Consider the following 13,752-nt stretch of genomic DNA (forward strand, 5'->3'; position numbering starts at 1 on the left):
TTATAGGTCACTATAGCTAGTCACTTCAACGGTTACGTCTTTGGATATCCCGAACTCATCTGCCAGGGTTGTTTCGATGTCATTTTCTAGTCTGTTGCTCAGGACCTCTCGGGACGACGAACTACTGCTCCCGCCAAGGCGATTAGCCTCCACGTCGATATAGTCTTGATCCATGGCCACCACGATTTCATCTTCTCCTGCTACTGCGTGCGTCCGTAGCTTCTCTTTTAACCCGTTCCAGTTGTCTCTTCGGAAGAATTCAGCGCTGTCCGGATCGAGGTTTTTAGATTCGATTGCTGGGTCCTTGAGCGTCCGTCCGTTGATTTCTACCTCAGTGTTCGCTTTCGCATCGATGTCGCTACTAGAGCCACCTCTCTCACTGTTGACGTTCTTGAACGCATCACTGTTCTCGACACCGTCGGCAATGTCCTGACTGTACTCATCCGCGATATCATCCGAAGAGAGGTCTTTTTCGAGTTCGATATCGCCATCGCCGGCATCGATATTAGACCGGTCATCGAGTGCACGTCCGACGTGTCCTTCACCGGCAAGACCTTTGAACCCCTTCTTATTGCCCTGGATATCCCCTGCAATCTTGCCGATGTCGTCGAAGCCTTCTCGGCCTTGCAGGTCGTCCAACAGGCCTTCCAGTTCGTCGGCGGTAGTGATCGGCCCGCTATCAACGTCCGATCCCGCATTCAACGCAGAGAGATATTTGCTTTTCTCACTGGCCGAAAGCCCCAGTTTGTCGGGGAGACAGTCACCGCCGCTCTGGAGGGACGGCGACGACGGTGCCGTGACTGAGTGATACCTGCCGGACCGCAATGAGCCCGCAGCACCGAGCGACGGTGCACTACTGATGTCACATCTAAACGTCGAATCGAACGTGTCCGAGTCCGTGCGCCCGGCGAAGTCGACCGCGTCGTCACCGTTGCGCGCCAGTAGGTCGTCGAACTCCGCCTTTCCATCCGCATCTAAACTGTCGTAGCGGGTGAGTGCCGTCGTGAGTTCATCGCTGTCGACCTCGCCACTCTCGTATGCGCGGGCGAAATCGCTCCGGGTACGGGTATCCATCTCGACCCGGGTCAGGGCATCAATTTCGTCTTGGTCCATTTGCCGGACGGCACGGGCAACGGCTGGATCGTTTTCTGCAAGCAGTGTGCCGAGGCGTCGCTGTTGGGCTGGGTCCAGCTCCGCCATGTCGACGTCTGTCCGACGGATCGTGTGCCGGATGCGGACTGTATCAGTTGCTGTTCTGGCGGGTTTGAGGACACGCCGAGCGCCGCTCCGTGGGACCGTCGTTGCCTTCGATAGTTGTGATATCGCTCGCATCTGTTGCCGGGCGCGCCACTCCCCAGCTCGGTCCTGTGCCCGACTGTACGTCCGGGCCGCCCGCATTACGCGAGTCCCGCCTAACCGGTCAGCTACAGTGTTCGCCGTCTGGGTTCGCTTGGCCGCGCTGGCTGCTTGGCTGCCGGTGACGGACCGGGCAACCTCGCCCCAGAGCATCCCGGCGAAGTAGTTAGCCCGGAAGTCTTTGTGCAACTCCGGCTTTGCGTCTTGATCGTAGGGATTCGCCCTGTCTTGACGATCCTCATAGCTCTGTACCATCGCGTCAAACACTGCCGGCGCTTGCGAGAGGAGGTTGCTCAGTGAGTCCAGACCAGGAATAGAGTCCAGAAGGGTACTGATCGCCTCGATGGCCCTCAGTGGGTCTTTAGCGAAGGACTGGAGTGACTCAATGCTACTGCCAAACGTTGTTGCTAGTCCCGAAGAGAACCCCAGTCCCTGTGCAGCTACTCTGGAATTGGTATCTACCGCCTCAGAATGCTGTGCTCCCTCAACAAAGATCGTGCTTCGAGTGAATGCAGGGGACGAGCGTGCATTCCCATGCGTATCTGTAACTCTGATTTTTGTTGTTGCCGCTGAGAGATCATCCTCAAGGGACTGGACGTATCCGGTCCGATATTCGATGAGGTGAGTATACTGGTTCTCTCTAACTCGGGGCGTTGCCTTCGTTTCACCGTCATGACTGACTACTATCGTTTGAACCGCAGATGGGTCGTCAACCTGAAACGTGAGTGAGTACGTCGCCCGGTTGTCGGCCCACGAATTTGGCTTACTGAACTGAGCGGTAAAGACAGTGACCTCCGGTGGCTGGAAATCATGGATCGTCGGATCAAGGCCCTTAACGATCTCTCTGTGGTCGGAAATCGAATCGTTATCTGTATCGTGACTATGGGGGTCTAGACGGTACCGTCGTTCCTGTGCGTCAGTTACCCCATCGGAATCCGAGTCCGAAAGTGTCGGATCAGATTGGACTGAGATCGTCTCAAGATGCCCCATCCCATCCCCAGCAGAACTGTACAATGTGTTCGTGAACTCGGTCGATTGGTCAGCACTGGTCGTCCGCTGAACTTCCCAGCCTGCGACTTCCTCCGCGTCGGTCAGGTTGTCGCCGTCAGTGTCGACCTGCCTTGGATTGGCGAGATGGTTGTAATAGGAGGCGGTCCTGCCACTATAACTGACTTCCGTGTACTGGCCGATTTCTCTGCTGTCGGAGAGGCCGTCACCGTCGGTGTCAGCGCTCTTCGGATCTGTCGTGACGCGATCCCCATTGGGTCCACCTAGTATGACCCCCTCGCGTTCCATCTCGTCACTCAGGCCGTCACCGTCCGTATCGTTGATCTCGGTGGTGTTCTCGGCGATCCGTGAGAACACGTTGGGCAGTTCCGAGCGGTCCGTGACATAATTGAATTCTCCGTCGGTGATGTTGGCGATATCCCGGAGTTTGTCACGATTCGCGTTGTCGAAGCCGACGGTGTAGACAGTGGTGTTTTGATTAGCGGCCGTCTGGGCCTCCGAAATCCCGCCGTTGCCTCGCCCATCAGTCAGCAGTATCATCACTTGTGCACGGGAGTCGTTGCTGTTAGATGCGAACTGGCTGTTTGCGGTACTGAGTCCCGAACCAATGTCAGTCCCACCGCCGCTGCCGAGATTATCTAATGTCGAATTGGCAGCACCGAAATCCGATGTCAGGTCCTGTGCCACGTATGCGGATGAGTCGAAGTCGACCACTGCCGCACGATCCACGTCAAGCAGTCCCGCAACGAACCGCTGTCCAGCTGTATTCCGAAGCTTAACGCTGCTGCTCATCGATCCTGACGTGTCCATGACCAGCGTCACGTCGACTGGGCGTAGCCCATCGTCGTCGGTCTGTCGCACTGGCTCAGTTGCGTTGTACGTCGTCGCCCAGTTGCTGATATCAAAGACCGCAAACGTGGAGAAGTGAGTCGTTTCTGCAGTGGCCGTGTTGTTAGTGGCGTCAACAGTGGAGTTCAACGGCACGAAGATCCCCGCCTCGGGATCGTATGTGAACACGGCGAGGTCCTGGCTCTCATTTTCCACCCCAGTCTCGTTGTACCCCAGAGTAACGTTAGCCGAGGAGAATTCTTGCTCGGAGTTGAGTTCAACAACTGGCGAGGCACTCATATTCCCCACACGGGACGTGTTGAACCGTGGGTCGTCTTGTGGGGCGATGGTCGTCCCATTGCCGATATCACCGTTGCCAGTCAGGCTCAGTGTGACTCCGAGCGTCTCGTTGGTCGCCGTCGTGGTATAGCTCTCTTCACCATCACTGACACCGTTGTCGTTGCTATCGGCGACGAGTGGATCTGTTCCGAGGCGAACTTCCTCGCCGTCTGGAAGGCCATCATTATCTGTATCCGCTTTGAGCGGGTCAGTTCCAAGCTGGTGTACCTCTGTCCCGTCCAGCAGGCCATCACCGTCCGTATCTGGATCGTTGCTGAGAGTACCTGCGACGGTCTCGTTGTAGATGCTCAGTGAGTCGTTATCTGGATCGGCAGCGCTATCCTGCACGCCGTCGTCATCCGTATCGGGGTCGGTCGGATCAACGCTCTGGAGCCGTGATTCGACGTCATCAGTGAGTCCGTCACCGTCTGTATCGTTGCTTTGAGGGTCAGTACCGAGTCGGTATTCGCGATATGCCGGTAACGTATCATTGTCCCAGTCTTCTGCGCCGTCAATCACAGCATCCCCGTCAGAGTCTGCTACCCTGGGGTCGGTCTTCGTAACGTTTCGCTCGTAGGCATCCGGAAGTCCATCGCCATCAGTGTCATTGGAGGGCGTCGAGCGCGTGGCGACGAAGAGCCACTGGATATCCCCGACATCGGTTCGGTTGTCACCCGTGTAATCATACGCGCTCCAGTTGGCACCGGCTGCTGTCGATTCCAAATGACGAGACAGTGCGTCGACGTCGACGATGTTGACAGCGCCATCGCCGTTGACGTCTTCGTAGAGTCCGTCGCCATCTGGATCAGTAGGCTGGTTATCGCCAACGAGCGGGTACGGGTGCGAGTCGTTTTCTCGGGGTGCTAACTCCGCGATGGCACTCGCATTCGGCTCGGTTGAGCCATTCCAGCTGGTCGAAAGTGGTCCGGTCGCTTGGTTCCCAGCCGTTGCGGCGGGTGTTTGTGTCGGTTGTGTCTGTGTCGGCTCGTTTCCGGCCGTGGTGACGGCCTGGTTTCCGGTACTTGTACCAGAGATGTCATTGCCGGCCGTCTGCAACGGGCCAGTCCCGGTACCGGTCATCACCCCTGAGACCGGACCGACAGCCACTAATAGTAATACTCCAAATAACGCTTGTAATTTTGTCGTTGAACTTGCCATATAAACTCCCACCAGAGGTAGTATTGTGAGTTTGAATCAGTAACTAGAATACTTAATCCTACTTATTGAGACAGTATATTTAATGAGGAAGCTTGCGACAGTATTCGGCCTTTGTATAGCAGTATCCCTCTGGGCGGGGATCGCGATGGGGGCGGGAACGACCAGTGTCGTAGTCCAGCCTTCGACTGACACTGTTACGGTTGGAAACACAACCACTGTTGATATCGTAGTCACGTCGACCACAGGCGGGGTCGGCTCACTGGATCTCGATATCGCAAGCACCAACGATTCGGTTGCAACAGTCTCGAACACGTCTGTTGCTGGAAATCCAGAAACAGTCCAGTCCTCTGAGGAGGCGAACGGCGTCCGCATTGCGGCGACTGGAATGGATACCGCCGACAGTGGCTCGACATCTGTTGTCTCAGTCACGCTCACCGGCAAGGCTGCCGGGACAAGCGATGTGGATCTGACCGTTGCAGCCGTCGGTGACGAATCCGGGACCGCATACAATGTCACCAGCGTCCGCGATGGAACACTGACAGTCAAGTCCGGAGAAAACGCAACGGAGACGCCAACACCGACACCGACTGCAACAGAAACACCAACAGAAACTCCTACCGAGGAAGACTCGTCGAGTTCCGGCGGTAGTAACAGTGATGATGGTGATGACGATGACGGTAGCGACTCCAGCGGCAGTGACTCTGGTGACACAGTAACAGCGACGGACACACCGACAGTAACGGAACCGACGCCCAGCGACACCCCAACAACAACGACGACCGAAGTGACTGAACGCTCGACCAAAACGGACACCGAGGAATCAACCTCGACCCAGACCAGCAGTGGTGGGCCAGCAATCACACCGTCTCAGACCGCGGCCACAGACACTGTCGAGCCGTCTGGCGGCTCACCCACGAATCTGCTTATCGGCGGGAGCATGATCGTCGCTGTTCTCGGTGGGATCATCATCTACCGCCGGTTGTAGAAGCGATTCCAAGACACACGAGACATTCTCACCTCGCTGACCGGCTCAATTGGATGGCGTCTATAGCCTCCATGTGAAGAGGTACTGGCAACTTCCCCACCGTCGATGATCTCGTTCGGTTACCATCGGATCGTCGATTCCGTCTTTCGATGCGACGCTCGTCAGAGCCGTGGAACTGAACGCCCCGCCACCGATGACTCGCTGGCAGGCGGTAGACGAACTCCAGCAGGCCGGTGTGTCAGTGTTCGTCTCGATGTCGACCACATACCCGCCGATGGGCGAAGACGACTTTCACGAGCTACTCAGCTACTTCAGAGCGCTCGGGGCAGGTCGTCGGTTCTGACAGCTCCCCGTCCTCGGTTGCCTCGGACCAATCGCCGATACAGTGCCAGCGCTGTTCGCAACCGGGACAGTACGGCGAGCCCGTGCCCCAGCGTTGTGTCGGGAGGTCGAGACCCTAGCTAACACTTATTTCCGAAGACAGGCAATTTTTGCGTGGAAGGAACACTGTCACACGCTCCTTCCATCCCCTTTCCATGCCTGATGACACGCAAAGTCTCGGTCGCTGTCCAAACTGCGACGAGCGTATCACAACTCCGTGGCTGCTGGTTGAATACGAGAAAGACGACGGTACGGAGGGCATCTGGGCCGAGTGTCCAATGTGTGAAGACGTCGTTGCGCCTGAGTAGTCATAGACAGCAGACTCAACGTACTCGGCAGAAGACAATCCGCGCTTCCTGTACGGCTACTCCCGGCGAAATTGATGGTTCTCAATTACTCGATGCTCCGCTGAACTCAAGAGTGTTACCTGAACAACTTATGCTGTGTATTCAACACGACATCTGAATACTACTACGCAGTTCAAGCGGAAATTTATCAACTCGAAATGAGACAGGCTGGACCTTACTTAGACGGCAGAAGGTAGTAGATTTTCAGTATTGCTATAGTGAATCATTCCGACGATGTCGTCCACCACCGAATCAAGTACACGATCGACGATATCCAGAATGCAGCAAGAAAGACATACATTGCATCGCCTTGAGGCGATACCGACTGAGTGAAGCTCCACGAAACCACATAGCCGATAGCAGCGACGAGAATTGGGAGGCCAACATGTGCAAAAACGTGTGACTGCTGGTCGGCATCTTGCAGCCAATGTTCCTTGCCATGACGATACATCGCGATCCCTGTCAACGGGGTCAAACCCAGTATTAGGCCGAGCAACCCGAAGGCAGAAAGGATGACTATAGCATCGTTTGCTGGAACAAAGAAAACAGCCCAGATGAGCAATGGTGACAAGACAATGTATCCGAGTATAACAAGCGGCCACCTATCCGAGAGATTAATATGGGATCCAAACCGCTCGACGAGAGCTAATGAGAATGGATACCGCCATGCCGTCCCAAATATGGCTTTCACCATTGCGATGAGCCCGACAGCGAATGTCCAAGCCGTGACAGCAAACCAAAGCATGAGAAGTGCCGAAGTAACGATGCCAGCGACCGTCGACACAGACGATGGAAAGATAGAGACATCGGTGACACCCTGTCCAGTCAGTTCGGCATAGGTGAACACAGAGCCGAACGTGACGGCGGTTATCAGTAACACAGTAAGGTGCCAGTCAAGCGCGTTACGGGCGTTTCGTTTTGTGAACTCGTCAGTGGCGAGGAGATACAGGAGTCCAGCTCCGACGACGCCAGTTGGAATCGCAAGGAAGTGGATGAGGATGCCACCGAGTGAGCGTTCCTCGAGCAGTTTGGGTCCGGGCGTAGGTGGTGTGGAGGTCATGGGTTGAGAGGGCTTTGAAGTCGTATTAGTGATCTCTGATTCGTTTTGCTTACGTCGATGGCAGGAGGTTCAGTGGGCCATATCTGTCACGAACCCACCGGACTGTCCGCTCGGTGACGAGTAACAGTATGCTCACGACTACCAGGTCGAATGCGGTATCCCAGAGTAGGATGTCGCTTTGGGTACCGCTTACATCAGCACCAATGACTGTGAGGACGCCACCAAGTGCGAGCAGGACGAGGCTCAACTGGAACCCAGCGAGCACGAGTGTGCGGATTCCAGCCGTGTCCGAGAGGGTAAGGAATCCGCGAGTGGAGAGCCGATCCAGCGGGGTGTTTGCATTCAGCGCATCTTTGCCCTCGGGCGACACTGGCCAGTCCGACTCTGGGTGGTTGATGTAGTACAGGCTGATCGAGTCAGGGTACGTTTCGGTTGCGACGACATCGATCTCCTGAAGCTCCTGAAGCCGGTTTCGAACCGTGGCCCGACTGACGTCAGGCTTGATGCGCGCATGCAGTTGACGGATCGAAAAGAACGGTCGATCGGACTCAAGCATCGTCTCGACAACGTGTTCCTGCGTGAGCGTGTTGTCGAGGTTCCGATCAATCCGTTCGTCGATCCAGGTTGGAATCGCGGACACGGTATCGCTGGATAGTTGACGGGGGCAATTAAAATCGGACGGGGATTTTGTGCCCGTGAACTGCAATTTGACGGCCGTAAAACCGGATTAGTCTTTTTTCAAAAACTGGGAAACCACCGTACGTCGACGGTTTTGGATGCTGCCCTGGAAAAAATAAGCCGACCGAGGTTCATAGCCATGAACCGGATATTTTCGGAGTTGGCATGACCCGAGACCGGCTAGATGAACTACCTCGGGGGTTAGTCTCGGGACACCCAGCCTGCGCCGCCTGTAGACTGACGGACGTACAATTGACCAGTACCGTCACGGAATTCACCACTTTTTTGTTAGGTCAGTAAACCACTATGGATATGGTCCCCATTGGGGTGCTAGCTACCCCTCTCCAGAGCAGTGATGCCGGTGGTATCGTGCTCCTCTTATTCCAGCTATTGCTCGCTGCAATCCAGATTGCCGGGATGTGGATGGTATTCAAGAAAGCTGGTCACGCAGGGTGGAAGGCAATCATTCCGATATACAACCTCTATATCATGCTTCGGATCGGGGAGAATGCATGGTGGTGGTTGCTCCTCGTATTTATTCCGGTCATAAATCTATACGCGCTGTATAAGATTCATGCTGGAGTAGCTCGAGCGTTTGGGAGAGGTATCGGGTTTGGACTTGGGCTCACCTTCCTTGGTATCCTCTTCTTCCCACTGCTGGGCTTTGGCGATTATCAGCATCGTCAGTCTGGTGGGCTCGCATAATATGGACGCGGTGACCCCAAGCTTGTAACCAATTACAGGATCACTCTTAAATTAGGCCGATGGGCTGTGTTTGGACACATAATAGCAGTGTAGAGGGTGCCTACAACCCTCCTCACACTACCTATGGCTCTCCACAAACGGTCAGTACAGGCGGAATATCTACTAGTCCAATCTGTTCAATCTATAGTCGACTCCGCGAGAGATACGCAAGTCTCACAAGAGTGGATCCGACGACAATTAGCGATGGCGAGTCTACTGACGTATGTCTTAACGGTCAAGCATTTTTTACTCGAGTACGTCAGCGCTGTCTTGGTCGAGCGGATCTTCGATATCGCCGATAATCGTTTCCAGCAGGTCAGTGACGGTCACTAGTCCAATAACCTCGCCGTCTTCGATGATGAGAGCCATCTCTTGTCGCTCTGTCTGGAACTGATCGATCGCGTCGCTCACATCGGTATCGGGCGAAAGCGTCATCGTCGGTGCCGCCAGTTCAGTGAACGCACCGTTGCCACTGGCGAGTTCCTCACGATGACTGAACAGAACTGGACTGTAGACGATCCCATGGAATTCAGTTAAATCCTCACCAATTAGTGGATACCGTGTATGAGGGTGCTGCTCAAGCTTTTCGAAGTTCGCTTCAGCTGAATCCTCAGTTGAGATAGCTATGATTTCTTCGGTGGGGACCATGACCTCTCTCACCGACTGTTCACCAATCGTCAACGCGTTCATGATCTCTTCACGGCGCTCCGCAGGCAATTCACCCTCTTCGAGTACCGATCCAAGTCGGTTCCGAAGGTCGGCACGAGTTTCGATGACTTCTTTCTCGGTTTCTGTCCATGCCTGAGTCATCTCGATGCCGAACAGGCCCAGTGTTCCCTTTGCAACCGAATCACCGACCCAGATAGCTGGAGCGAGTATCTTGGCAAACCAGTACAGCGGCCGTGATCCATACCGGGCGACCTGTTTGGAGCGTTCGACACCAAGGTAGGTAGGCGTCTGTTCTCCGTGTGTCAGGTGGACTAAGTTGATAATAAGAAAGCCGAGTAACGAGCCAGCCCCGACCGATGCGAACGTGGTGTTCTCAAACACCGGTTCAATCAGAGCCGCTAGTCCAGGTTCGGCGATAATCCCTAGTGCGATACTCGTTGCGGAGATCCAGACCTGGCAAGTGGTTAAGTAAAACTCCAGATCAGTGGTCATTTCCCAGGCGAGCTCAAGCCCAGGCGTATCGAATTCCGATTTGGAATACTGTCTGACACGGGTCAGCGCGAACTCGATCGCGACGAAATACGCGTTCACCCCGATGAGAATAATACCACCGAGAATCCGTAATCCGATCTCAAGCGGCTCCATCATCCCGCCGTACCAATACCAGACAGAAAATAGTGCGCAGTTCAAGATCAGTAAGCGAATCTACCGAACAGTATAGTCACCCATCCAACTCTGAAATAAACCGACACCAACAGTAATGCCTTCTTACACAAGTCGCCGCCCGGTCGGTACAGTCGCTATACAAACCGATTCTGCCTGATGAGGGAGGGGATTCTACGGGACCTTCTCGCAGAGAGCAGTCGACATCGTTCCGCCAAGTGCAGCCTACGTGTTGGATCTTACCTATCGATTATTGCTGACCTGAAAAAACGGACGAAGTATTCGGCGTGGTAACCAAGCGACGAACCTTACAACAGGTGTCAGCCGACCCCAATTCTGCGGTACTGCTCGGTATTCTTCCTCTGTCTTGGTAACCTGATCTCGCTGTTCTAAGTACTCGAGGGCTGATCTGACCCGTGACTCAGTCAGGTCGCAAACTTCGGCAAGTTCCGCAGGGGTGTGCGGCTGGTTGCTTTCACGAAGGGTCCGGTGCACTGTGTTCAGAATCTGCATCCGGAGCATCGCCTCGGATTCCGGTCCCGAAACGAACTCGTGTGGTGTCCGGGCGGAGCCATATCGAATCGTGGTCGCGCCGTCAAGCACAAACCAGAGACCGACGAGTGTCACCACACCTCTAATCCAAGTCGTGTAATTGAGGGTCAAGAACACCCCTGCAGCAACCAGCCCTATACCGTATACCAGCCCGTTCATCCCGTTCGAGAGACCGTACGTCTCGTCCACAACGCTGTACGCTAGCATTCCTGCTGAGAGGATCAAAACAGGTGCTAACGATCTGATTGTGTTCTCGGTGAATACCACGAGGGCTGTAAACACGCCTGCTGCGCCGACGAATATTCGGAGGGTATCGTCTTGAACGGAGAGATTCATACTGGCGGGATACCAGTACCAAACGTTTCAGGTCACTTTTTCATTTCCGTCGGGCGTGGGATAATGGAAAAAGCTCAGCACACGCTCCATACCCTCTCCTCATATTTCCCACGACAAGTCGAAATCCAGCAAAGGGTTCATCGACGTTCCTGTTCCCACTCACGCAGGTGTAGGTTCTCCGGGGTAAACCAGCCTACAAGGCCGTCTGTATCCGTTCTTATTCCGACGGTCCGGCGTGACCAGTCAACTACGGCCTTCCCCGTTGAAAAAATGACGACGGGAGCGAGGACTGATAGATCGATTCCGGCCGATCCACTGATTGAGGCAGAAGTGACAAACCCACCCGAAACCAGATCCAGCAGCAGTCCGAATACCAGCAGGCTGATAATAGTCATAGGAACCACAGCCACGCCGAGCATAATATAAAAAGCAACGACTCGCTGTGCGGCCTCTACCGTCATATACGCTGACCAGTCTTCGTACGTATTCGGGACGAAGTATTCCCGTCGGAGCTCAACCAATTGCGACGTACAAACTGCCAGTGATCCGAGGATGACTGCCGGTGAACCAAGGGCAGCCACTGGGTTCGAGACAATGTCGCCCAGATACGCCCATAGCACGGCGAGAAACAGCATGATGGTCAGCGACCGTCCGACGACGCGGAAATTCCGTCGATATATCGGTGGCAGGCGTGACCTGACTACGTCCGGAAGGAAACTCTTGATCCTGTTAACCGGTTCGGGGTCGCCACTCCAACGGTCCTCGTTAAGCTCTTCGCGTTTCCCGTATCCAACAATGTAGAAGTCCCGGTCCTCCAGTACGATTGGTTGTTTCGCGAATAGTGCCGCCACGCTGTAAGCCGCGACCATCACGACGACCTCAATCCAGTATAGAACCAATATCTCAGACGCACGCCATCGAAAAAAGACGACCCCCGCGGCCGGGAGCGTATTCGACACGATGACAAACATCAGTGTGGACCACTCTCGGTCCATAGAGCGTTGGAGGGTCGTTGGAGACATTCAGGTGTGTGTCTGTATCGCTGAATCAACGATGTTTCCATTTACCGATCCCAGAGCGGAATCCAAAGCGGGGTTCGGAGTCGGTATGGCCGAGCGAGATGCAATTGAGTAGCCAGCAAATACGTGTGTTGGAATTGGTATTTTTGGCAGAAAACTGTGATCTGAGTTCTTTAGCCATCGGAAACACAAGCGAACGGAGAACCAATAACTGGACGTCATTGTCCGGAGTGTGGTGTCCAAATAGAGAAGACGAACGTACCTGCAGGAGGAGTCGGTGACCTCTATGTTGAAACCGAAAGAGACGGTGGTGTGCTTCATCAGATCGGTGTCGGGCATCAAACACCACTTCATGCGCTTCTGTGTCCAGTGAGGTTACTAACTGGAAGCTGCAAAGAGAAGCGTTCCGAAAAGAGCCAGACAGGCAGCACCGATATTTAGAACCAGCATACTGGTAGAAAGATTAAAATCATCAGGGTCGGTTTGAAGCGACTGATACACAGCGCCAAGAACCAGTCCGCACCCACCAATAGTCATAAGCAATATTGAGATACCCCAGTCTCCAGCAATAATTGAGCGCACTGCTGGGCCTCCCAGTGAGGCTCCGACTATCGCGAGTGCGGCGTTATAGATATAGAGGCGTTGCATAGCCGTTGTAGAGAGTAGTAATACCAGTGAACAATATATCTTCGATACATTTGCACACTTACTGAGTGGATGGTTCCTTCCAAAAGTCATGAAATAAACTACTTTTTGAACTGATGTATACCAGCATAGTCCGCGTCAGTTAGTCTCCTTACCAGAGATGATGTCGTTCGCCTCGTCACAAGTCCGTTTCGCAGCCTCCTGAGCGTAGCCTTCGTGGGTTGTCTCGATGGATTTGTGCCGGAGCACGTCCTGTGCCAGCTGCGGGTTCTCGCGATAGATTTCTCGCCAAGGCCGCGGCGAGCACCGTGGGGTTTCAGCGGGTCTTCGAACTCGTACTCAGACCACTCACACAGGTCTGCCAAGATGTTCCGGGCCGACTGCGTGGTGATCGACGGCGACGGATCCAGTGCCTTTGCCGCGTTGTCGAGTCTGGGGAAGACGGCCTCGTTCTCGTCAGGCTCTCGAAGTTGCTTCCAGCGCCGAAGCGGGCGAAGTGCATCGTCGAGGATCGGCGCAGACTCGCGGGTACGGTTCTTGACGAACACCTGCATTGTACCGGCTTCGAGGTTGACGTGTCGCCACCGCAGGCCGTTTCGTTCCTCATCATCAGAAACAGCGACGAGTTCCGCGCTGCGAGCACCGGAGTAGGCGAGCAGGAAGACGAGTGTCTGGTCACGGTAGGCCGCCATGCGGTCGACGTTGAGGCAGCGACCGAGACTGTCACCGTTCACGTCGCCGACAACGGTCCGGGCGTGCCCGACAGTCAGAAGGCGGAGATATTCGGTCGCGGCGAGATGGGGGCAAAGAGCCACGGGTCCGGTATCGGGCTCTACCTCGTGAACACGCTCGTAAACATATACGAGGGCGAGGTCACCGTCGAGGACCGCGGGGTGTGGCTCGACGAACCGGAACTCGAGGGCAGCGTGTTCAGCGTGACGTTCCAGCGGGCCTGATACGGATTATTGTGGCAGCCGCCGACCC

At 54.9% G+C, this 13,752-nt stretch carries 11 protein-coding genes and 1 pseudogene; 5 read left to right on the forward strand and 7 right to left on the reverse strand.

What is annotated here, in order from left to right:
- Entirely contained in the window at positions 1-4,638 is a 4,638-nt protein-coding gene (locus tag RR_RS20450) for a VWA domain-containing protein (protein WP_170221549.1), read from the reverse strand.
- 196 nt (positions 4,639-4,834) lie between these two features.
- Here RR_RS20450 and RR_RS20455 point away from each other — a divergent pair, with 196 nt between their 5' ends.
- From RR_RS20455 to RR_RS22640, 3 genes are all read left to right on the forward strand, one after another.
- Positions 4,835-5,674: a hypothetical protein gene (locus tag RR_RS20455; RefSeq protein WP_049939222.1), complete on the forward strand. Its 840-nt coding sequence runs from the start codon at positions 4,835-4,837 to the stop codon at positions 5,672-5,674.
- A 169-nt stretch (positions 5,675-5,843) separates the two neighbouring features.
- Positions 5,844-6,017, forward strand: coding sequence for a hypothetical protein (locus RR_RS21670; protein ID WP_244621439.1), 174 nt, complete (start codon positions 5,844-5,846; stop codon positions 6,015-6,017).
- Positions 6,018-6,210: 193 nt separating this feature from the next.
- The gene (locus tag RR_RS22640; RefSeq protein WP_004516568.1) at positions 6,211-6,363 is read left to right on the forward strand and encodes a hypothetical protein; all 153 of its coding nucleotides are present in this window, start codon (positions 6,211-6,213) and stop codon (positions 6,361-6,363) included.
- Between the two features lie 262 nt (positions 6,364-6,625).
- Here RR_RS22640 and RR_RS20460 read toward each other — a convergent pair whose 3' ends face one another.
- Positions 6,626-7,462: a DUF4870 domain-containing protein gene (locus RR_RS20460; protein WP_011224972.1), complete on the reverse strand. Its 837-nt coding sequence runs from the start codon at positions 7,460-7,462 to the stop codon at positions 6,626-6,628.
- Between the two features lie 49 nt (positions 7,463-7,511).
- Positions 7,512-8,102 (reverse strand): hypothetical protein, encoded by a 591-nt coding sequence (locus RR_RS20465; protein WP_049939223.1) that lies wholly within the window; start codon positions 8,100-8,102, stop codon positions 7,512-7,514.
- Positions 8,103-8,452: 350 nt separating this feature from the next.
- On the opposite strand from RR_RS20465, the gene RR_RS20470 reads away from it, so the two are divergent.
- A complete protein-coding gene (locus tag RR_RS20470) occupies positions 8,453-8,845 on the forward strand; it encodes a DUF5684 domain-containing protein (protein ID WP_049939224.1) in 393 nt (130 codons plus the stop codon).
- 285 nt (positions 8,846-9,130) lie between these two features.
- Here the strand turns inward: RR_RS20470 and RR_RS20475 are convergent, their stop codons facing one another.
- The 4 genes and pseudogenes from RR_RS20475 to RR_RS21685 form a co-directional block, all read right to left on the reverse strand.
- A complete protein-coding gene (locus RR_RS20475) occupies positions 9,131-10,198 on the reverse strand; it encodes a hemolysin family protein (protein WP_049939225.1) in 1,068 nt (355 codons plus the stop codon).
- Between the two features lie 261 nt (positions 10,199-10,459).
- Positions 10,460-11,104, reverse strand: a complete 645-nt coding sequence (locus tag RR_RS20480) for a hypothetical protein (protein WP_011224968.1) — start codon at positions 11,102-11,104, stop codon at positions 10,460-10,462.
- A 137-nt stretch (positions 11,105-11,241) separates the two neighbouring features.
- Positions 11,242-12,099, reverse strand: coding sequence for a DUF6498-containing protein (locus tag RR_RS20485; RefSeq protein WP_137440598.1), 858 nt, complete (start codon positions 12,097-12,099; stop codon positions 11,242-11,244).
- An 807-nt stretch (positions 12,100-12,906) separates the two neighbouring features.
- Positions 12,907-13,469 (reverse strand): annotated as a pseudogene (locus tag RR_RS21685) (tyrosine-type recombinase/integrase); the annotation flags it as partial.
- Between RR_RS21685 and RR_RS21690 the strand changes: the two are divergent.
- Positions 13,440-13,724 carry a sensor histidine kinase gene (locus RR_RS21690; RefSeq protein WP_332379646.1) on the forward strand — a complete coding sequence of 95 codons (285 nt, stop codon included), beginning with the start codon at positions 13,440-13,442 and terminating at the stop codon, positions 13,722-13,724. The pseudogene RR_RS21685 and the gene RR_RS21690 sit on opposite strands and share 30 nt — an antisense overlap.
- The last annotated feature ends 28 nt before the right edge of the window (positions 13,725-13,752 follow it).

The organism is Haloarcula marismortui ATCC 43049 (genome assembly GCF_000011085.1).
In the GTDB taxonomy this organism is placed as follows: Archaea; Halobacteriota; Halobacteria; order Halobacteriales; family Haloarculaceae; genus Haloarcula; species Haloarcula marismortui.